Annotated in this window: 19 protein-coding genes; all 19 read left to right on the top strand. The window is 71.1% G+C overall.

Going from position 1 to position 19,670, the window contains the following annotated elements:
- The first annotated feature begins 28 nt into the window (after positions 1-28).
- The 19 genes from AC2AXK_RS13500 to AC2AXK_RS13410 all read left to right on the top strand — a co-directional run bounded on the left by AC2AXK_RS13500 (position 29) and on the right by AC2AXK_RS13410 (position 19,660).
- Positions 29-964, top strand: coding sequence for a flagellar motor switch protein FliM (locus tag AC2AXK_RS13500; RefSeq protein ID WP_484345903.1), 936 nt, complete (start codon positions 29-31; stop codon positions 962-964).
- On the top strand, positions 961-1,665 hold the full coding sequence (gene fliN / locus AC2AXK_RS13495; RefSeq protein ID WP_484345902.1) for a flagellar motor switch protein FliN: 705 nt from the start codon (positions 961-963) through the stop codon (positions 1,663-1,665). The genes AC2AXK_RS13500 and fliN overlap by 4 nt, the downstream gene beginning before the upstream one ends.
- Positions 1,665-2,273, top strand: a complete 609-nt coding sequence (locus AC2AXK_RS13490; RefSeq protein ID WP_484345901.1) for a FliO/MopB family protein — start codon at positions 1,665-1,667, stop codon at positions 2,271-2,273. The genes fliN and AC2AXK_RS13490 overlap by 1 nt, the downstream gene beginning before the upstream one ends.
- The gene (gene fliP, locus AC2AXK_RS13485) at positions 2,270-3,112 is read left to right on the top strand and encodes a flagellar type III secretion system pore protein FliP (protein WP_484345900.1); all 843 of its coding nucleotides are present in this window, start codon (positions 2,270-2,272) and stop codon (positions 3,110-3,112) included. The genes AC2AXK_RS13490 and fliP overlap by 4 nt, the downstream gene beginning before the upstream one ends.
- 8 nt (positions 3,113-3,120) lie before the next feature.
- On the top strand, positions 3,121-3,393 hold the full coding sequence (gene fliQ, locus AC2AXK_RS13480) for a flagellar biosynthesis protein FliQ (RefSeq protein ID WP_484345899.1): 273 nt from the start codon (positions 3,121-3,123) through the stop codon (positions 3,391-3,393).
- A 5-nt stretch (positions 3,394-3,398) separates the two neighbouring features.
- Positions 3,399-4,157: a flagellar biosynthetic protein FliR gene (locus tag AC2AXK_RS13475; RefSeq protein ID WP_484345898.1), complete on the top strand. Its 759-nt coding sequence runs from the start codon at positions 3,399-3,401 to the stop codon at positions 4,155-4,157.
- Positions 4,154-5,296 (top strand): EscU/YscU/HrcU family type III secretion system export apparatus switch protein, encoded by a 1,143-nt coding sequence (locus AC2AXK_RS13470; protein WP_484345897.1) that lies wholly within the window; start codon positions 4,154-4,156, stop codon positions 5,294-5,296. Before AC2AXK_RS13475 ends, AC2AXK_RS13470 begins: the two co-directional genes overlap by 4 nt.
- Before the next feature lie 121 nt (positions 5,297-5,417).
- Positions 5,418-7,475: a flagellar biosynthesis protein FlhA gene (locus AC2AXK_RS13465; RefSeq protein WP_484345896.1), complete on the top strand. Its 2,058-nt coding sequence runs from the start codon at positions 5,418-5,420 to the stop codon at positions 7,473-7,475.
- On the top strand, positions 7,453-8,760 hold the full coding sequence (locus AC2AXK_RS13460; protein WP_484345895.1) for a hypothetical protein: 1,308 nt from the start codon (positions 7,453-7,455) through the stop codon (positions 8,758-8,760). The genes AC2AXK_RS13465 and AC2AXK_RS13460 overlap by 23 nt, the downstream gene beginning before the upstream one ends.
- Positions 8,761-8,817: 57 nt before the next feature.
- The gene (gene csrA, locus AC2AXK_RS13455; RefSeq protein WP_484345894.1) at positions 8,818-9,120 is read left to right on the top strand and encodes a carbon storage regulator CsrA; all 303 of its coding nucleotides are present in this window, start codon (positions 8,818-8,820) and stop codon (positions 9,118-9,120) included.
- Between the two features lie 108 nt (positions 9,121-9,228).
- Complete coding sequence (locus tag AC2AXK_RS13450) at positions 9,229-11,532, top strand: chemotaxis protein CheA (RefSeq protein ID WP_484345893.1); 2,304 nt, start codon at positions 9,229-9,231, stop codon at positions 11,530-11,532.
- Positions 11,532-11,951: a chemotaxis protein CheW gene (locus AC2AXK_RS13445; RefSeq protein ID WP_484345892.1), complete on the top strand. Its 420-nt coding sequence runs from the start codon at positions 11,532-11,534 to the stop codon at positions 11,949-11,951. Before AC2AXK_RS13450 ends, AC2AXK_RS13445 begins: the two co-directional genes overlap by 1 nt.
- A 104-nt stretch (positions 11,952-12,055) precedes the next feature.
- Positions 12,056-13,663, top strand: coding sequence for a methyl-accepting chemotaxis protein (locus AC2AXK_RS13440; protein ID WP_484345891.1), 1,608 nt, complete (start codon positions 12,056-12,058; stop codon positions 13,661-13,663).
- Between the two features lie 62 nt (positions 13,664-13,725).
- Positions 13,726-14,955 carry a methyl-accepting chemotaxis protein gene (locus tag AC2AXK_RS13435; protein ID WP_484345890.1) on the top strand — a complete coding sequence of 410 codons (1,230 nt, stop codon included), beginning with the start codon at positions 13,726-13,728 and terminating at the stop codon, positions 14,953-14,955.
- Positions 14,956-14,965: 10 nt separating this feature from the next.
- Positions 14,966-16,759 (top strand): methyl-accepting chemotaxis protein, encoded by a 1,794-nt coding sequence (locus AC2AXK_RS13430; RefSeq protein WP_484345889.1) that lies wholly within the window; start codon positions 14,966-14,968, stop codon positions 16,757-16,759.
- A gap of 111 nt (positions 16,760-16,870) precedes the next feature.
- On the top strand, positions 16,871-17,980 hold the full coding sequence (cheB, locus tag AC2AXK_RS13425; protein ID WP_484345888.1) for a chemotaxis-specific protein-glutamate methyltransferase CheB: 1,110 nt from the start codon (positions 16,871-16,873) through the stop codon (positions 17,978-17,980).
- Positions 17,977-18,804 (top strand): CheR family methyltransferase, encoded by an 828-nt coding sequence (locus AC2AXK_RS13420; RefSeq protein WP_484345887.1) that lies wholly within the window; start codon positions 17,977-17,979, stop codon positions 18,802-18,804. The genes cheB and AC2AXK_RS13420 overlap by 4 nt, the downstream gene beginning before the upstream one ends.
- Positions 18,801-19,181, top strand: a complete 381-nt coding sequence (locus AC2AXK_RS13415) for a response regulator (protein WP_484345886.1) — start codon at positions 18,801-18,803, stop codon at positions 19,179-19,181. Before AC2AXK_RS13420 ends, AC2AXK_RS13415 begins: the two co-directional genes overlap by 4 nt.
- Positions 19,178-19,660 carry a chemotaxis protein CheX gene (locus AC2AXK_RS13410; RefSeq protein ID WP_484345885.1) on the top strand — a complete coding sequence of 161 codons (483 nt, stop codon included), beginning with the start codon at positions 19,178-19,180 and terminating at the stop codon, positions 19,658-19,660. The genes AC2AXK_RS13415 and AC2AXK_RS13410 overlap by 4 nt, the downstream gene beginning before the upstream one ends.
- Positions 19,661-19,670 lie beyond the last annotated feature (10 nt).

The raw sequence follows: 19,670 nt of genomic DNA, 5'->3' as shown, positions 1-19,670 counted from the left end.
AGGCACCCTCGCGCCGATGGTGGCATGCGTGACGGTTCAGGACATGGCGCGCGGCAGCGCCCGACGACAGCGCACGGGGAACCCCGAGGCGTACGACTTCCGTCGGCCCATGACACTCGTGCGTGAGCACGGTCGTGTGTTCGAGATGGCCTTCGAGACCTTCGCCCGGCAGCTCGGCACCCAGCTCACCTCCCGCCTGCGGGTCATGGTCACCGCGACTCTCGACAACGTCGGGATGGTGTCGTACGACGAGTACGTCCGCACGCTCCCCACGCACACGACGATGGTCCTGTGCGCCGTCGAGCAGAGCCGCTCCACCGCGGTCCTGCAGGTCCCGAGCGCGACCACGCTGCTGTGGATCGACTACGTGCTCGGCGGACCAGGCCTCGTCCGTGACGAGGAGCCGCGCGAGCTCACCGAGATCGAGACGACGCTCGTCACCGACATCCTCTCCAGCGCCACCGCCGACCTGCGCTACGCCTTCGCGGCCGTCGTGCCGCTCGACCTGCGGGTGCGGTCGATCCAGTACAGCCCCCAGTTCGTCCAGGCTGCCCCTGCCTCCGAGGCGGTCATCGTCGCGACCTTCGCGCTCGGGATCGCCGAGCACTCGACGTCGATGACGATCATGGTCCCCGCGGACGTCCTGCTCACCCCCCTCGTCGCGGGCGAGGGCGTCGAGGTCCGCACCGCCGAGGAGCAGCAGAGCAGGGCCGAGGCGAGCCACCGCCTGCACCAGTCCATCCAGACCGTCCCCGTCGACGTCTCGGTGCGCCTGTCACCCCGCACGATCCACCCGCGCGACGTCCTCGACCTCGCCGTCGGTGAGGTCGTGCGCCTCAACCACCCGGTCGCGCGCCCCCTCGACGTCGTCGTCGACGGCCGCGTCCTGGCCCGCGGCGTCGCCGGGAACAACGGACGCCAACTTGCCTGCAAGATCGTGGATGCTGAGGAGAACGACCGATGAACACTGCTCCTGCCGGACAGGACGCCGCCCGCCGGGCGGCCGACGCCCTGGCCCGCCTCGTCCCGTCCGACGTCCCGCTCGTCGCGGTCGCCCGGACCGACGGCTCGGGTCCGGCACCGGACGAGGTGAGCATCGCCGCGTCGTTCGTCGGCTCCCGGAGCGCGGAGCTCGTCGTCGTGGCGCGCGCCGCGGTCGAGGACGCGCTCGCGGGCGCGGGTCCCTCCGTGTCCGTCGCCGACGCCCTGCGGCCCGCGCTCGAGGCCGCCGCCGCGACGCTCGGCGAGGGCGTCCTCGACGACGCCCGGATGCACGACGCCGCGTCGGCGTTCCTGCCCGGCACCCACGTCTTCACGCTCGAGGCCGCCGGCGAGGTCCGCGGGTGGTTCGGGTTCCGTGAACGTGCCGAGCGCGCACCCTCCACCCCGGCCTCCACCGGGACGGGCAGCGGCGCGGCCGACCTGCGTCTGCTCTACGACGTGGAGATGACGCTCACCGCGGAGATCGGGCGCGCCAAGCTGCCCGTCCGGCAGGTCCTCGACCTCACGCCCGGCACCGTCATCGAGCTCGACCGCGTGGCCGGCAGCCCCGCAGACCTCATGGTCAACGGCCGCCTCATCGCACGCGGTGAGGTCGTCGTCATCGACGAGGACTACGGGCTGCGCATCACGGAGATCGTCGACCACTCGGAGGCGCAGTCCTGATGGACTATGCCGTCCTCGCGCTGCGGACCGTCCTGTCGTTGACGGCGGTCCTCGGTCTCATCTGGTACGCAGGCCGTCGCTTCAACGACGCCGCGAACGGCAACGGCGGGGACGGCCCTGTCGGACGACTGCTGGCCCGGCTCCAGGGCACCACACCGACCCGACGCCCGGGCACCGCGCGCCGCCCCCGGCGTGGGGGACCGGCCGTCGAGGTCACGGTCGTCGGACGCCAGGCCGTGGGCCCGAAGGCCACGGTGACCGTCGTCGACGTCGGTGGGCAGCGCCTCGTCCTGGGCGTGAGCGAGGCCGGCGTGACCGTGCTGAGCACCCTCGAGGTGCCGGACGCGTTCGACGCCGTCATCGAGGGAGCAGCGGCCGCTGAGGCCGCCCAGATGGAGAAGACGCCAGCTGCACCCGCACCGGTAGCACCCGCCGCGACCAGCGGCACGGACCCGCACGCCGAGGTCCGTGAGGAGATCGACGTCGCCGCCGTCCTCGCCGGAGCTCCGGCCCCGGGACGCGCCGGGGCGCTCGACAACTCGATCCTGTCGCCCTCGACGTGGCGCCAGGCCCTCGACGTCATGCAGGGGCGCACGGTCCGACGATGACGACGACACTCCAGGCATCGCCCGTCGTGGGACGGGGGGTGCGAGCCCTCCTGCTCGCACTGACCGTCGCGCTCATGGCGTTCGCCGGGGTCCTCGCCTCCACCACGGCCGCCCACGCCGCCCCCGGCGACCCGGACCCGGTCGTGACGATCGACCCGGTCGCACCGGTCGACGCCCCGGTCATCTCCGTCGACCTCGGTGGCGAGAACGGCACCCCGAGCAGCTCGATCGTCGTCCTCCTCGGCATCACGCTGCTGTCCGTGGTGCCGTCGGTGCTGCTCATGATGACGAGCTTCACGAAGATCTTCGTGGTCCTCGCCCTCACCCGCAACGCCCTCGGTCTCACCGGGGTCCCCCCCAACCAGGTCCTCGCAGGCCTCGCCCTCTTCCTCAGCCTGTTCATCATGGGACCGGTCCTCGGAGACGTGAACACCGCAGGCGTGCAGCCCTACCTGGACGGAGGCCTGGACTTCTCGGCGGCCGTCGAGGCCGGCTCGGCCCCGCTGCGGGAGTTCATGCTCGGCCAGACGCGGGAGGAGGACATCGCGCTCCTCACCCGCGCCGCCGACCTCGCCAACCCCGAGGACCCGGCGTCCGTGCCGATGCTCACGCTCATCCCGGCGTTCATGCTCTCCGAGCTGCGGGCCGCGTTCATCATCGGGTTCGTCATCTTCATCCCGTTCCTCATCATCGACCTCGTCGTCTCGGCCGCGCTCATGTCGATGGGCATGATGATGCTCCCGCCGGTGATGATCTCGCTGCCCTTCAAGATCCTCCTCTTCGTCCTCGTCGACGGGTGGGGACTGATCATCACAGCCCTCGTCGGCAGCTACCGGTAGGGGCACGCATGGACACCTCAGCAGTCCTCGACATCGGCGTGCAGGGCCTCATCGTCGCCGCGAAGCTCTGCGCCCCGGTGCTCGTCACCGCGCTCGTCGTCGGGTTCGCCGTCTCCCTCCTGCAGTCGATCACCCAGATCCAGGAGGTGACCCTGAGCTTCGTGCCCAAGGCCATCGCCGTGGCGCTCGCGCTGCTCGTCTGCGGGCACTGGATGATCGCCGAGATGGTGGCGTTCACCAACGAGCTGTTCGGGCGCATCCCGTCCCTTCTCGGCGGGTGAGCCGCATGACCCTGAGCATGTCCGTCGGCGCCCTCGAGTCCCTCATGCTCATCGGGGTGCGCATCGTCGCGTTCCTCGTCATCGCCCCGCCCTTCTCCCACCGGGGCATCCCCGCGACCGTCAAGGTCATGCTCGCGATGGGCCTCGCCCTCGCGGTCGCCCCCGCGGTCTCGGCACCCGCCTCGACGAGCACCGGCGCGTACGTCGGCGCCCTCGTCTGGCAGGTCGTCATCGGACTCGCGCTCGGGTTCCTCGTCTACCTCGTGTTCTCGGCGGTGCAGTCTGCCGGCAGCCTCATCGACCTCATGGGTGGCTTCTCCCTCGCCCAGGGGTTCGACCCGATGAGCCAGGTCAACGGGGCACAGTTCGCGCGCCTGTACCAGCTCACGGCGATCGTCCTGCTGTTCGTCTCCGACGGCTACCAGCTGGTGATCGGCGGCCTCGTCCGGACCTTCGACGCGCTGCCGCTCGACGCGGCGCTCGACCTCGGGCAGGTCGGTGGCGCCCTGACCACCGGCCTGACCGGCATGTTCCTCGCGACGCTGCAGATCGCCGGGCCGCTCGTCGTCGTCCTCTTCCTCGCCGACGTCGGCCTCGGCCTGCTCACCCGCGTCGCTCCCGCGCTCAACGCGTTCGCCCTCGGCTTCCCCCTGAAGATCTTCCTCACGCTCAGCCTGTCGTCGCTGACCTTCCTCGCCCTGCCCCGCATCGTCGAGGCACTCACCGGCACGGCTCTCGAGACGATGCTGGGGGTGACGCGATGAGCGACGGCGACTCCGGCGAGAAGACCGAGAACGCCACACCGAAGCGGATGAAGCAGGTCCGCAAGGAAGGCTCTCTCCAGAAGTCCCAGGACCTCAGCGCGTGGATCGGCATCGGCGGTGCTGTCATCACGATGCCGATGGTCCTCGACCGTGGCGCCGAGGCAGCCGTCGAGCAGCTCGCGGCGGTCCGGGTGACGATCGCGGACCCGGACCCCTCCCGCGTCGTCGACCTCCTCGGGTCCGGCATGGGCTCGATCCTCGTCTCGACCGCCCCGATGCTCGTCGTCGTCGTCCTCGCAGCGATCATCGGCAACGCCGCCCAGGGCGGCGTGCACATCGCGGGCAAGAAGCTCAAGCCGAGGTTCAACCAGTTCAACCTCGTCAAGGGCGTGAAGAACACGTTCGGTGGGCAGGCGATGTGGCAGGGTGTCAAGGCGCTCGCCAAGACCGCCGTCGTCGGCACCGTCCTCTACCTCGCGGTGCAGAAGCTCTTGCCGGTGCTCCTCACCGCCGGCGGACTCTCGATCGACGCGCTCCTGCAGACGGCCACGGGTGGCATCGGCACGCTCCTGTGGAGCGCCGTCGCCGCCGGCATCGCGCTGGCCATCGCCGACGTCGTGGTCGTCATGAAGCGCAACCGCAAGAAGACCCGGATGTCGATGTACGAGGTCAAGCAGGAGCACAAGCAGTCCGAGGGCGACCCCCAGCTCAAGGGCGCCATCCGCTCCAAGCAGATCGCGATGAGCCGCAACCGGATGATCGCGTCGGTCGCCGACGCCGACGTCGTGCTCGTCAACCCGACGCACGTCGCCGTCGCCCTGAAGTACGAGCCGGGGACGGGCGCTCCGCGGGTCGTCGCGAAGGGCGCCGGGCACGTCGCCGCGCGCATCCGCGAGCAGGCCACGCTCAAGCGGGTCCCGATGATCGAGGACGTGCCGCTCGCCCGTGCGCTGCACGGCGCGTGCGACGTCGGCCAGGAGATCCCCGCCGACCTCTACACCGCGGTCGCCCAGGTGCTGGCGTTCGTCATGGCGCTCAAGCGCCGCGGCGCGGCGAGCGGCGGGGCCCGGAAGATGCCGACCCCCACGACGGTGCCACCACGGGACACGACCGCGGCCGGTCATCGGGTGCCGGCGTGAGCCCGCCCCGCGGTCCCGCCGCCGCCCGCCCCGCCCGCACGCACCCGATCAGCGCACACCTCATCAGCACACACCCCCGCAGCACAGGCAGCAGCACCCACCAGAAGGAGGTCCGGTCCTCGTGAAGAACCGTGACGTGGCCAAGATGGCCGTCCCCGTCGGCGTCGTCGGGATCGTGCTCCTCCTCGTGGTGCCCCTGCCCGCCGGGATGCTCGACTTCCTCATCGTCGTGAACATCGTCATGTCGCTCGTCATCCTCCTCACGACGATGTACGTCAAGCGGCCGCTCGACTTCTCCGTGTTCCCCTCGCTCATCCTCGTCGCGACGCTGTTCCGGCTCGGCCTCAACGTCGCCTCGACGAGGCTCGTGCTGCGCGACGGCTACGCGGGCGAGGTCATCGGGGCGTTCGGCCACTTCGTCGTGGGCGGCTCGCTCATCATCGGCCTCGTCATCTTCCTCATCCTCGTGGTCATCCAGTTCGTCGTCATCACCAACGGTGCTGGCCGCGTCGCGGAGGTCGGCGCCCGGTTCACCCTCGACGCCATGCCCGGCAAGCAGATGGCCATCGACGCCGACCTCAACTCCGGGCTCATCACCGAGGAGCAGGCGCGCCAGCGGCGGGCGGACGTGGCGGCGGAGGCGGACTTCTACGGCGCGATGGACGGTGGGTCGAAGTTCGTCAAGGGCGACGCGATCGCCGGCATCATCATCACCGTCATCAACCTCGTCGGCGGCATCGCGATCGGCCTGCTGCAGCGCGGCATGGAGGTCGGCGAGGCCATCGAGACGTACAGCCTCCTGACCATCGGCGACGGCCTCGTCACGCAGATCCCGGCGCTCCTGCTGTCCGTCTCCACCGGCCTCATCGTCACCCGGGCGACCGCTGACGCGGACCTCGGCACCTCCACCAGCAAGCAGCTCTCGCAGTCGCGCACCTCGCTGTCGATCGCCGGAGGAGCCTCGATCGCGCTGGCCCTGCTGCCCGGCATGCCGAAGATGCCGTTCATGATCGTCGGCGTGCTGCTCCTCGTCGCTTCGCAGCGCGTCAAGGCGGGCGAGGCGCGGGCCGAGAAGGAGGCCGCGGTCAACGACGCCGTCGCGGTCGCGGGTCCCGCTCCGGACAGCCCGGAGCGGCTCATCGAGGAGATGCGGGTCTCCGCGCTGGAGATCCTCCTCGCACCCGACCTCGTCGACCTCGTCAACAGCGGGTCCGACGACGACCTCCTCGCCCGGATCCGCGGGTTGCGACGCAAGATCGCCCTGGAGCTCGGCGTCGTCGTGCCCCCCGTGCGCACCCGCGACTCCGTCGAGCTGCCCGCCTCGACCTACGTCCTGCGCATCTCCGGGGTGGAGGCGGCCCGCGGCGAGGTCCCGCCCGGGCGCGTGCTCGCGCTCGGCGACGACCTCGGGTCGCTCCCGGGGACGCAGGTGCACGAGCCCGTCTTCGGTCTCGCCGGCAAGTGGGTGCCCGCGGAGATGCGCTTCGCGGCCGAGATGACCGGCGCGACGGTCGTCGACCGCGTGTCGGTACTCATCACGCACTTGAGCAACGTCATCACGCAGAATGCCGACCGCCTGCTCAGCCGGGAGGACGTGCGTGTCCTCACCGAGGGGGTCAAGCAGGTCAGCCCGTCCGTCGTCGACGAGCTCGTCCCGGGTCTCCTGTCGCTCGGTGAGGTTCAGCGGGTGCTCCAGCGGCTGCTCGCCGAGCAGGTGCCCATCCGGGACCTCGGACGCATCTACGAGGCCCTCTCGCTGCGTGCGAAGGTGAGCACCGACCCCGAGGGGCTCGTGGAGGCCGTGCGGCTCACCCTCGCTCCTGCGCTCAGCGCACAGCACGCGCGCGACGGCGTCCTGCGCGTCATGACGATGGACCCCGCCCTCGAGCAGGCGCTGCTCGAGGGCCTGCGCCCGGGGGAGCAGGGCACCCAGATCCTCCTCGACCCCACGCGACTCGAAGGGATGCTGCGGTCCTTCGCGACGGGCCGCGCCGCGGTCGAGAACCAGGGGCACTCCGTCGTGCTCGTGTGCGCGCCGGCGCTGCGACCCGCACTGCACAACCTCATCGCGCTCCACCACGGGGAGGCCCCCGTACTCTCCTACTCTGAGGTCACCGGTTCGGGGCTGACGATCGAAGCCGTGGGAGTGGTCCGTGATGCCGAAGCGATTGCTGCTTGAGGGCGGGGACCTCCAGGAGCTCCTCCTGCGGGTCCGCGCCGAGATGGGTCCGGCCGCGAAGGTCATCAAGGCCGAGCGGGTGCGAACCGGGGGGATCGCCGGGTTCTTCGCCAAGGAGCACTTCGAGCTGACCGTCGAGGTGCCCGAGGCGGAGCGACCCGCGTCGTCCGTGCCGACGGGCGTTGCCCGCCCACCCGTCCCGTCCACGGCGCGAGGAGGCCCGGTGCCCGCGGCGTCCGGGTTGGACGCGCTCCTCGCCGCGGCCGACGCCGCCGACGTGCACGACGACGCCCCGGTGTCCACGGAGCAGGACACCTTCGCGTCCATCCTCGACTCCGTCCGTCAGCTCGCGACGCAGACGCGCGAGGACGCGCGGACGAACCGACAGCCGGCGGCCCCCGCGCCGAGCGCCGTCGTCGTCGACCCCACCCCCGGGGAGCCGGTCGTCATCGTCACGGCCGTTCCCGGGGCGTCCGACGTCGCAGCCACCGCGTCACCCGACGAGGCGGCCGTGCCCGACGAGGCACTCGGACCTGACGAGGCGGTCGTGCCCGACGGCGACACGGGCGCCCCGATCATCATCGGGAAGGACGCCCCCGGGGCCGAGTTCGTCGTCATGCGGCCTGCGGGTGCGACGCCCAGCGAGCTGCGCGACGTCGGCTTCCCCCCGGAGATCCTCGCCCAGCTGCCCCCGGGGCAGGGACGGTACGCGCTCTCCCAGGTCTTCTCGCACGTCCCACGCGCGCCGCGACTCGTCCGGGACCCGTCGGCGGTGGTGATCGTGGCGGGCCAGGGCGAGCGGGTCATCGAGTCGGCCGTCGCGCTCGCGCGCAGGCTGGGCCTGCCGGACTCGGGCATCGCCCTCGCCGGGCGCCTGCGACCGCAGCAGGCTTACGGTCCGTGGGTCCTCACCGGTATCTCGGCAAGGCGCCTGCGCGCCGCGACCGTGGAGAGCGAGTCGCCCCTCGTCGTCGCCCTCGGCGTCGGGACGGACGCCTCCGACTGGTCCGTCGCCTCAGGCCTCCTCGGCGCGTTCGACCCCGACCAGCTCTGGGCGGACGTCGAGGCGGACCGCAGCGCGCTCGACACCCGGCGGTGGCTGCGCGCCGTCGGCCACGCCCGACCCTTCGACGCGCTCGCGGTGCGGAACGTCGCCGCGAGCGCCGCTCCGGCCGCGGTGCTCGACCTCGGCGTCCCCGTCGGCACCATCGACGCGCTGCCCGCGACGGCCACCGTCTGGGCCGCCGCGGTGAGCGAACGCCTCGAGGACCCCGTCTGGGACTGAGCAGTCCGTCGCTGCGCCCCCGCGAGGTCGGCGGAGCGCTGGGGTAGTCTCGGTCACATGCTGGTGCTGAGTCGACGCGTGGGGGAGAAGCTCCTCATCGGGGACGACATCGTCATCACCATCATCGACACCCGTGGCGACGGGGTCCGGATCGGGATCGACGCGCCGAGGTCGATGCGTGTGCACCGCGCCGAGGTCCTCGAAGCCGTCCGGCACACGAACCTCGAGGCGGTGAGCTCCGGCGACGACGCCGAGGCCCTGCTTCGCAGCCTCGTCCTGCCCCCGGTGCGACGAGCGCCCTCCGTTCCCGCCACGGACGGTCCCACGGCCGGCGACAGGGACTCCGCGCCCTCCGCCTGACCGCTTTTCATCCCGCCACCGCCCGGGCGACCCCTCATATCGCGCGCCGTCCGACCGATTCCAGCACTGACAGGCGTCCCGTCTGTCGTGAGGCGGAGGGGAGCGTCGGTGGACGACATTGACGACATCGTTCGGGAGTTCCTGGTCGAGAGCTACGAGAACCTGGACCAGCTGGACCAGGACCTGGTCGCCCTCGAGGGCGCTCCGGGTTCCCGCGACCTGCTCTCCAGCGTGTTCCGCACGATCCACACGATCAAAGGGACGAGCGGCTTCCTCGCCTTCGGCGACCTCGAGCGGGTCGCGCACGTCGGCGAGTCCTTGCTCGTCGAGCTGCGCGACGGCCGCCGTGTCATGGACCAGCACACGACCGACGTGCTCCTCACGATGGTCGACACGATCCGCGAGCTCCTCACGAGCATCGAGGCGACCGGCGGGGAGAGCGGCGTCGAGGTGGGTCCCGCGATCCGCGTGATCCAGGCCTGCCTGGACACGCCACCGCAGCCTGCCGTGCCTGCGCCCGCGCCTGCCGCGCCCGTCACCACCGGGCCTGCCGCGCCCGTCACCACCGGGCCTGCCGCGCCCGACGGTGCGGTGGTCCTGTCCGGCTCGACGCCGCTCCCCGTCATCCCCCTGCTCGCCATCCCCGGCGCGCCCTCCCTGACCGCGCCGCCGTCATCACCCCCCGCGCAGCAGCAGGAGACCACCTCCCCGAGGAGCTCGGGCGACACGTCCATCCGCGTCGATGTCGACCTCCTCGACGCGCTCATGCGGCAGGTCGGCGAGCTCGTCCTCGTCCGCAACCAGATCGCGCAGCTCGCCGGCCTCGACTCGGCTCCCGAGCTCACCCGCTCCTCGCAGCGACTCAATCTCATCGCCTCGGAGCTGCAAGAGGGCGTCATGAAGACGCGGATGCAGCCGATCGAGCACATCTGGTCGAAGATGCCCCGCATCGTGCGCGACCTCGCGGCGTCCTGCGACGTCGACGTGCGCCTCGACATGGTGGGCGGCGACACGGAGCTGGACCGGAGCCTCCTCGAGTCCGTCAAGGATCCGCTCACCCACCTCGTGCGGAACGCGATCGACCACGGGATCGAGGACCGGGCGACCCGGCTACGGGCCGGGAAGCCGGCCGCTGGCGTGCTCACGCTGCGCGCGTACCACGCGGGCGGACAGGTCATGGTCGAGGTGCGGGACGACGGCGCGGGCATCGATCCGCAGCGCGTCGCCGCCAAGGCCGTCGAACGTGGGCTGCGCACGCCCGAGCAGCTCGACCTCATGTCACCCACAGAGGTGCTCAACCTCGTCTTCCTCCCCGGGTTCTCCACCGCGGCCGTCGTGACCAACGTGTCCGGCCGCGGCGTCGGCATGGACGTCGTGCGCAGCAACATCGAGGAGATCGGCGGGGCCGTCGAGGTCGAGAGCGAGGTCGGTCGCGGCACGACGTGGCGCCTACGGATCCCGTTGACCCTGGCGATCATGCCGGCTCTGACGGTCCGCAGCGGAGCGGAGATCTACGCCATCCCGCAGGTCAACCTCCAGGAGCTCGTCGCCCTCGACGCACAGAAGATGCGCGACGCCATCGAGCACGTCGGCAGCGCCGAGGTCTTCCGGCTGCGCGGCTCGCTCCTGCCGCTCGTGCGCCTCTGCGACGTCCTCGAACGCCCGGCGGGCTCCGCCGAGACGTCCGTGATCGCCGTGCTGCAGGCGGACAACCAACGTTTCGGTCTCATCGTCGACCGCGTCCTCAACAACGAGGAGATCGTCGTCAAGCCCCTCGCGGCGCAGCTGAAGTCCATCGGGATCTTCGCGGGCGCGACGCTCATGGGCGACGGGCAGGTCGCGCTCATCCTCGACGTCCAGGCCATCACCCGTCGCTGCTTCTCGGGAGAGAGCACGGAGGTCGACGACCGTCGGTCCGAGGTGGTCACGACCTCCGGCCGCGCCTCCGTCGAGCTTCTCGTCGTCGGCATCGGCCAGGGCCGCCGCGTGGCGATCCCCCTGTCCGCGGTGACCCGGCTCGAGATGATCTCGGCGGACCGCATCGAGCTCGTCGGTGGTCACGAGGTGCTGCAGTACCGGGAGTCCATCGTCCCCGTCACGCGACTGTCCCAGGTCCTCGGGGCGTTCCAGGACGACGGTGCGGAGCTGCCGCTCGTCGTGTTCACGCACGCCGGGCGCACCGTCGCCATGGTCGTCGCGGAGATCATCGAGATCCTCAACGACGAGGGCGCCGAGCGCAGTGCCGTCGACGACATCGGGTTGCTCGGCTCGATCGTCCTCTCCGGGCGGGTCACCGAGCTGCTCGACGTGCCGGCAGCGCTCACCCAGGTCGACCCGCTCTTCTACACGGGGGCCATCACCGGCGCCGGTGACCAGCAGGACGCGCGCGACGCAGAGATGGCAGGTGTGTGATGGCGACCCAGTACGTGACGTTCCGGATCGGTACGGCGTTCTACGGTGTCGAGGTCATGCGGATCTCCGAGACCCTCGGTCACCATCCGCGCACTCCGGTGCCGCTCGCACCGGCAGGGATCGCGGGCCTCGTCAACCTCCGGGGGCAGGTCGTCATGACGGTCGACCTGCGGTCGCGGCTCGGGCTGGAACCCCTCGGCCCGCAGGCGGAGTCGATGATGGTCGTCGTCGAGATCGCCGACGACTCCGTGAGCCTCCTCGTCGACGAGGTCGGTGAGGTCCTCACGCTCGACGACGCCCAGTTCGAATCCCCGCCGGACACTCTCCCGGCGGATGCCAGGGAGCTCATCAGCGGGGCATACAAGCTCGAGCACGGCCTGCTGCTCACTCTCGACGTCGACGCGGCTCTCGCAGCCTGACCAGCCGCCCTCGCGCGCGGTCGACCGCGCCACCCCCACGCCAGCACGTCGGACAGACGCCTCCAGCGCCCGTCGTCGGCACCTCAACCAACGGAAGCGTCATCATGCCCGTCAGTACCCCAGAGTCAGCCACCACGACCGTCCGGTTCGGGATCCGCGCGCGGATCCTCGCGATCGCCGCGATCTTCGTGATCGTGGTCCTTGTCGTGGGAGCGGTGGGAAGCATCGCGGCCGAGGACGGCGCGATCGACGCCGTGGCCATCGCCGACGCCGAGAACGACGTCGTCGGTCCGCTCAACGACCTGCACCAGGAGCAGGTCGAGGCCCAGCTGATCGTCGCCCAGATCGCTGCAGCCCCTGACACCGAGGACCACGAGCGGTGGCTGGACGAGCAGCGTGCCAACGATGTCGAGATCGACGAGCTGATCGACAGCCTCGACGCGGCGCTCGGTACGACCAGCTCCTCGTTCCCGGCCTTCCGCGAGAGCTTCGGAGCCTGGCGCGAGGTCCGCGACGCCGAGCTCGTCCCCGCCGCCATGTCCGACGACGGTCAGGAGTACGTGGACGTCATGGCAGCCACCTCCCAGCCGCTCATCGATGCCTACCTGGTGGACCTGGACGCGACGCACGACGACGTCCAGCAGAACCTCGACGACCTCGCCGAGACCGTCACGGCGGAAGCGACGAGTGCGTTCTTCCTCATCATCGCCGTGAGCATCCTCGGCATCCTCGCAGGCACGGCCGCAGGCCTGCTCGTGGCGACGTCGATCCGGCGGTCCGTGACGCAGGTCCGGACCGCGCTCGAGGCCCTCGCGAACGGAGACCTCACCGTCGCACCGCACGTGCGGAGCCGCGACGAGATCGGTGTCATGGCACGTGCGCTCGCCACGGCGCAGGTGAACCTCCGGGCGGCGCTCGACGGTGTCACCTCTGCGGCGCACGATGTCGACGACGCCTCACGGGACATGACGACGGACACCGCCCGCGTCACCGAGGGTTCCGTCGAGTCCGCCGCCCAGATCGGTGTAGCCGCGGCTGCTGCCGAGCAGGTGAGCCGCAACGTGCAAGCGGTCGCGGCCGGGGCCGAGCAGATGGGCGCATCGATCCGCGAGATCGCTCAGAACGCCAACGAGGCGGCCCGCGTCGCTGCGTCGGCGACGGCCGTGGCGGACGCCACCAACGAGTCTGTCGCACAGCTCGGAGCGTCCAGCCAGGAGATCGGCAAGGTGGTCAAGGTCATCACGAGCATCGCGGAGCAGACGAACCTCCTCGCGCTCAACGCGACGATCGAGGCGGCCCGCGCCGGCGAGGCCGGCAAGGGATTCGCGGTGGTCGCGGGCGAGGTCAAGGAGCTGGCACAGGAGACGGCGCGAGCGACGGAGGACATCGCCCGCCGCGTCGAGACGATCCAGGCGGACACAGGGTCTGCGGTCGCCGCCATCGCGGAGATCTCGGCGATCATCGCGAGCATCAACGACTACCAGCTGTCCATCGCCTCCGCGGTGGAGGAGCAGACCGCCACCACGACCGAGATGTCACGGACCGTGACGGAAGCGGCGACGGGGGTCGGAGAGATCGCGGCGAACATCGCGCAGGTCGCGCTCGGTGCGGAGGAGTCGACCGTCGTCGTCGCCGAGATGAGCGACCGGGTCTCCGGGCTCGCCGGCGTCGCGGCCGGACTGCGGACGAAGGTGTCCGCCTTCACGTTCTGACAGCCCGTCGCGGCCGCGTGCCGCCCCCAAGCCTCTCGATCAGCGTCGACCAAGGAGTGCACATGTCCACCTCGTCCATCATGGCGGCCCGCCCCGTCCCCGCCGTGCCCGCTGCGACTGCCGCGCGCACCGCACCCCCCGAGCCGTCCGTGCCGGTCACGCAGCACGTGAGGTTCGGCGTCCGGGCTCGGCTCGCGACGACCGTCGGCGTCGCCGCGGTCCTCCTCGCCGTCGTCGGCACGATGGCGGTCACGAGTGCGGACTCCTCGGTCACGCGCGTCGCGGCCATCGCCATGACCGTCCTCGGACTCGTCGCGCTCATGGCGGCGGCCCTGGTCGGCACCCACGTCCACCGGTCGCTGGGGTCGATCCGGTCGGCGGTGAGTGCCCTCGCTGACGGCGACCTCACCGTGCGGGCCGACGTGCGTTCGCACGACGACCTCGGCGCGACCGCGGCGGCCGTCGGCAGGGCACAGGACTCCCTCCGTGACTCGCTCACCGGCATGAGCGAGGTCGCGGGGCGCGTCGAGCAGAGCGTGGGCCACCTCAGCGGGAGCGCCGAGAGCGCCGCGCGCGGCACGACCGACTCAGGTGCACAGGTGGGGATCGTCGCCACGGCCGCCGAGCAGGTGAGCCGCAACGTGCAGACCGTCGCCGCAGGCGCCGAGGAGATGGGCGCCTCCATCCGGGAGATCGCGCAGAACGCCAACGAGGCCGCGGGCGTGGCATCACGCGCCACCGGTGTCGCCGAGTCGACCAACGAGACGGTGCTCAAGCTCGGTACCTCGAGCCAGGAGATCGGCAACGTCGTCAAGGTGATCACGAGCATCGCGGAGCAGACGAACCTCCTCGCGCTCAACGCCACGATCGAAGCGGCACGCGCGGGAGAGGCGGGCAAGGGCTTCGCGGTCGTCGCCGGCGAGGTCAAGGAACTCGCGCAGGAGACGGCGAAGGCCACGGAGGACATCGCCCGCCGCGTCGAGACGATCCAGGCCGACACCGGTTCCGCGGTCGCCGCGATCTCCGAGATCTCGGCGATCATCGCGAGCATCAACGACTACCAGCTGACCATCGCCTCGGCAGTCGAGGAGCAGACCGCGACCACGACCGAGATGTCACGCTCGGTCGCTGAGGCCGCCACGGGGTCGGGGGAGATCGCGTCGACGATCTCCGGCGTCGCTCGTGCCGTCGAGTCGTCGTCCGGGGCGGTGGGCGAGGTGTCCGCGCACGTCGTCGCACTCGAGGCCGTCGCTGCTGATCTGCGCCGGCGCGTCTCAGCCTTCCGGCTGTAAGGGGGCCACCGTGACCTCGACACGCGTCCACGCACCCGCCCGAGCAGTCCGTTCGGTCCTCGGGCGGATCCCCCGCGCGGCGCTCCGCCGCCGTCCGTCCGGCGCACCGTCCGCTGACAGCGCCCTCCTGGCGCACGAGGTCGTACCCGGTGAGAAGCTGGCCGACGTGACTGCCGATGCGTCCGCAGACGGCCAGGCGCCGAGCGGCACCGCGGGGCGGGGCACGCGCGCGGCGTGGGGGGACCGGTCGATCGTCACGAAGATCATGACCGCCGTGGGCGTCATGGCACTCGCAGCGATCGTGGCGGGGGCCGTGGGCGTCGTCGGGCTCACGGACGCGTCGCGCCAGAGCCAGCAGCTCTACGAGAGCAACGTCCGCCCGATGGAGATGATGTCTGAGTTCCAGAGCCTGTTCCAGGCCGACCGTGCACGGATCATCCAGTTCGGCATGGCACACCCGGACGTGCGCGAGGAGCTCAAGACCGAGCTCGCCGACAGCTACGAGCAGCTGGAGGCGATCCTCGAGGAGTACGCGCCGTACGCGATCAGCAGGAAGGATGCGAACACGCTGGCCTTCGGCGCCGACAACTACCACTCCACGGCACGGGAAGGACTCTTCCCCCTCATCAACGAACCCGACCTGCGGGCGTACGGCAACTACGTCCAGAACACGATCCGTCCGCTGAGCAACGCGGTCGTCGCGCCGCTCACCCGCGAGATGACCGGACAGTCCGCCCGCGTCGCCGAGCAGTCGGAGCACATCCGCGCCACCGCGACCCGCTCGACGCTGCTCATCGGTACCGCGACGGTGCTCGGTGCGCTCACGGCGTTCGCTCTCGCGTACCTCGTCGCACGCTCGGTCCGAGCACGCCTCACGGCCGTCGAGGGGGCGCTCGCCGCCGTGGGTGACGGTGACCTCACGGTCGACGCAGCCGTCGTCGGCGCGGACGAGGTCGGTCGCCTCGCGACGTCCCTCGCCGTCACCCAGGGCAACCTGCGGGGGCTGGTCGAGCGTGTCGCGAAGGCCTCGCGCAGCGTGAGCGGCTCGGCCGCCGGCCTCGCCGAGGCGAACGCCTCCGTGGCTGCCGGGTCCGAGGAGACGAGTGCACAGGCCGCGGTGGTGGCTGCCGCCGCGGACGAGGTGAGCCGGAACGTGCAGACGGTCGCATCCGGTGCGGAGCAGATGTCCGCGTCGATCCGTGAGATCGCGCAGAACGCGTACGCCGCCGCCGAGGTCGCCCGCGGGGCGACCGTCGTGGCGTCGTCGGCGCACAGCTCCGTGGGCAAGCTCAGCGAGTCGAGCGAGAAGATCAGCGACGTCGTCCACGCGATCACGAAGATCGCGGCGCAGACCAATCTCCTCGCGCTCAACGCGACGATCGAAGCGGCTCGCGCAGGTGATGCGGGCAAGGGCTTCGCGGTCGTCGCCGGCGAGGTCAAGGACCTCGCCGGCGCCACGGCACGGGCGACCGACGAGATCATCGCGCGTGTCGAGGCGATCCGCGCGGACACCGCCGCCGCGACCCAGGCCATCACCGAGATCACGAGCATCATCGCGACCATCGACACCTACCAGATGACGATCGCCTCGGCTGTCGAGGAACAGACGGCGACGACCACGGAGATGGGACGCAGCGTTGCTGAGGCCGCGACCGGCTCCGGTGAGATCGCCGCGAACATCACCGGGGTGGCGCTGGCTGCCGCGTCGGCCAGCGAGACCGTCCTCGGGATGGGCTCGACGGTCGAGCACCTCCGGGTGACGTCCAGCGAGCTGGACGCGCAGGTCGCTCGCTTCACGTACTGATCGCCCACGCGGACCTCACACATCCTCCGACCCGGCCGATAGGAACGCCGTGCCGGTACCCGTCCCGCCACCCGGCGCCGGACCACGCCCACTGCCAGGAGAGGCTCGACCATGACCATCCGCGTGCTCGTCGTCGACGACTCGGTGGTCATCCGACGCCTCGTCGTGCAGGCGCTCGAGACCGATCCCGGCATCGAGGTGGTGGCGACAGCCGCGAACGGACGGATCGCGATCGCGAAGGTCGCGCAGCTCGCGCCCGACGCGGTGACGATGGACATCGAGATGCCGGAGCTCAACGGCGTCGACGCCGTCCGGGAGCTGCGCAGGCTCGGGCACTCCGTGCCGATCGTCATGTTCTCCACCCTCACCGAGCGCGGTGCCACAGCGACCCTGGACGCGCTCGCGGCCGGCGCCTCGGACTACGTCGCCAAGCCCTCCAGCAGCGGCAGCCTCGGTGAGTCCCTCACGGCCGTCGCCGACCAGCTCATCCCGAAGATCCGTGCACTGGTCGCCCGGGCAGCACGGCGTTCGGTCCCCGCGCTGTCCTCCGCTGCGAGGGTTCGTCCGGTCCCGGCCCGTGCCGCGGTCGCCGTGCCCCGGGACGTCGTCCTGCGGGCCGATGCTCGCCGTCATCCCGTGCGAGCCGTCGTGCTCGGGTGCTCGACCGGCGGACCGGAGGCGCTGTCCCGCGTCGTCGAGCGCATCACGGAGCCGCTGCCCGTCCCGATGCTCGTCGTGCAGCACATGCCCGCCGTCTTCACACGTCAGCTCGCACAGCGCATCGACCGCCTCGGCCCGTCGACGGTCCAGGAGGCGGTGGACGACCAGCCGCTCCTGCCGGGCAACATCTACATCGCCCCCGGCGACACCCACCTGGAGGTCCGGGGCACCAGTGCGCGCATGCGCGCCCGGATCACCCACGACGCGCCGGTGAACTTCTGCCGACCGTCCGTCGACGTCCTCTTCCGCTCCGTGCTGGGACTCGTCGGCCCGGACCTCCTCGCCGTCGTGCTCACCGGCATGGGCGCGGACGGCAGGGCTGGTGCGGGAGCGATCGCCGAGGCCGGGGGCACCGTCGTCGTCCAGGACGAGGAGACGTCGGTGGTGTGGGGCATGCCCGGCGCCACGGTCGCCGCGGGATACGCCCACCGGGTGCTGCCGGTGCTCGAGATCGGTGGAGCCGTCTCGGCACTGACGAGGACCGGCGAGGGCGCGCGATGACGCTCACGTCCGAGACCTTCACGTTCGTCGCTGACCTCGTGCGCCGCCGCAGCGCCATCCAGCTGCCTCCCGGCAAGGAGTACCTCGTCGAGAGCCGGCTCACGCCGCTCGCCCGCCAGCAGGGCCTGTCCGTCGACGAGTACGTCGCTCGGCAGCGGACGTCGCCCAGCATCGTGTCCGCCGAGCGGATCGTCGAGGCGCTCACGACGAACGAGACGTCGTGGTTCCGCGACGCACTGCCCTTCCACACCCTCGCCGAGCACATCCTCCCGGACGTCGCCGCGACGCGAGCGCCCGGAGTGCCCGTGCGCATATGGTCGGCCGCGTGCTCCACCGGCCAGGAGCCGTACTCGATCGCGATGACCCTCCGGGACACGTTCGGGCCCGACGGCCTGCCCACCGAGATCACCGCGACAGACCTGTCGGTCGAGGTGCTCGAGCGCGCCACGCAAGGCTTCTACTCCCAGCTCGAGGTCAACCGAGGACTTCCCGCCCCGGCGCTCGTGCGCTACTTCACCCGGGTCGGTGCGCAGTGGCGCGTCGCCGAGGACCTGCGGTCCATGGTGCAGTTCCGCAAGCACAACCTCCTCGACCGGCCACCGGCGGGTGGACCGTTCGACATCGTCTTCATGCGCAACGTGCTCATCTACTTCGACGTGAGCGTCAAGCGCGACATCCTCCGCCGGCTGCGCACCACGGTGCGGCCCGGCGGCTATCTCGTCCTCGGCGCCGCCGAGACGACCGTCGGGATCGACGACACCTGGTCTCGGGTGCTCGTCGGTCGGAGCTCGATCTACCGGAACACACCAGGGAGCCACGGATGAGAGCCCTAGTCATCGACGACTCGAGGACGATGCGCCGCATCGTGTCCTCGGTCCTGCAGGACCTCGGCTACGAGATCGTGGAGGCCGGCGACGGCCAGGCCGCGCTCGACGTCCTCGCCGAGACGACGATCGACCTCGCGTGCATCGACTGGAACATGCCGGTCATGGATGGCCTGACGTTCGTCACCGAGGTCCGCAAGAACCGGGCCTGGCGGGACATCACGCTCATGATGATCACGACCGAGAGCGAGCACGGTCAGATCGTCCGCGCGCTCGCAGCGGGTGCCCACGAGTACCTCATCAAGCCGTTCACCCCGGACGCTCTGCGGAGCAAGCTCGAGCTCCTCGGCATGCTGCCCAGCAGGAAGATCGCATGAGAGCCGCGTTCGACGGCGTCAGCCGGGCGCAGATCCTCGAGATCGCGCAGGAGGTCTTCGCCGCCATGGTCGACGACGGCGAGCACTTCCTCGTGGAGCGAGCCGGGCCGGGGTCGGGCCTCACGGAGCCCGTCGCGGCCTGGGTGGACATGTCGGTACCGTCCCTCGGCCTCGTCGCCCGGGCCGTCGTGCGGACAGAGCGCGTCACGGCCGACGCACTCACCCGGGCGCTCCTCAAGCTGGACGACACCGCCCACGTCGGGAACGGTGAGATCGCCGACGCCTTCGGTGAGCTCGCGAACGTCGTGGGTGGCAACGTCAAGTCGTTGCTCGCCGCCCCCGCGTCGCTCAGCCTGCCGGACGTCGGGGATTCCGCGCCACACACCCCGGGCGAGCATGTCCAGGACATCACGCTCGACTGGTGCGGGCACGTCGTCGTCGTCGAGCTCTGGGCACTGGGCGCCGACGCGCTCGTGTGAGCCACCATCA

The sequence above is a fragment of the Sanguibacter sp. Z6_81 genome, from assembly GCF_057180625.1.
This window is presented reverse-complemented; position numbering and strand designations above follow the sequence as displayed.

What these genes read in the sequence shown, in the direction of transcription:
- fliN (WP_484345902.1), top strand. Translation starts at nt 961, where the DNA reads ATGAACACTGCTCCTGCCGGACAGGACGCCGCCCGCCGGGCGGCCGAC.
- AC2AXK_RS13490 (WP_484345901.1), top strand. Translation starts at nt 1,665, where the DNA reads ATGGACTATGCCGTCCTCGCGCTGCGGACCGTCCTGTCGTTGACGGCG.
- fliP (WP_484345900.1), top strand. Translation starts at nt 2,270, where the DNA reads ATGACGACGACACTCCAGGCATCGCCCGTCGTGGGACGGGGGGTGCGA.
- fliQ (WP_484345899.1), top strand. Translation starts at nt 3,121, where the DNA reads ATGGACACCTCAGCAGTCCTCGACATCGGCGTGCAGGGCCTCATCGTC.
- AC2AXK_RS13475 (WP_484345898.1), top strand. Translation starts at nt 3,399, where the DNA reads ATGACCCTGAGCATGTCCGTCGGCGCCCTCGAGTCCCTCATGCTCATC.
- AC2AXK_RS13470 (WP_484345897.1), top strand. Translation starts at nt 4,154, where the DNA reads ATGAGCGACGGCGACTCCGGCGAGAAGACCGAGAACGCCACACCGAAG.
- AC2AXK_RS13460 (WP_484345895.1), top strand. Translation starts at nt 7,453, where the DNA reads ATGCCGAAGCGATTGCTGCTTGAGGGCGGGGACCTCCAGGAGCTCCTC.
- csrA (WP_484345894.1), top strand. Translation starts at nt 8,818, where the DNA reads ATGCTGGTGCTGAGTCGACGCGTGGGGGAGAAGCTCCTCATCGGGGAC.
- AC2AXK_RS13445 (WP_484345892.1), top strand. Translation starts at nt 11,532, where the DNA reads ATGGCGACCCAGTACGTGACGTTCCGGATCGGTACGGCGTTCTACGGT.
- AC2AXK_RS13440 (WP_484345891.1), top strand. Translation starts at nt 12,056, where the DNA reads ATGCCCGTCAGTACCCCAGAGTCAGCCACCACGACCGTCCGGTTCGGG.
- AC2AXK_RS13435 (WP_484345890.1), top strand. Translation starts at nt 13,726, where the DNA reads ATGTCCACCTCGTCCATCATGGCGGCCCGCCCCGTCCCCGCCGTGCCC.
- cheB (WP_484345888.1), top strand. Translation starts at nt 16,871, where the DNA reads ATGACCATCCGCGTGCTCGTCGTCGACGACTCGGTGGTCATCCGACGC.
- AC2AXK_RS13420 (WP_484345887.1), top strand. Translation starts at nt 17,977, where the DNA reads ATGACGCTCACGTCCGAGACCTTCACGTTCGTCGCTGACCTCGTGCGC.
- AC2AXK_RS13415 (WP_484345886.1), top strand. Translation starts at nt 18,801, where the DNA reads ATGAGAGCCCTAGTCATCGACGACTCGAGGACGATGCGCCGCATCGTG.
- AC2AXK_RS13410 (WP_484345885.1), top strand. Translation starts at nt 19,178, where the DNA reads ATGAGAGCCGCGTTCGACGGCGTCAGCCGGGCGCAGATCCTCGAGATC.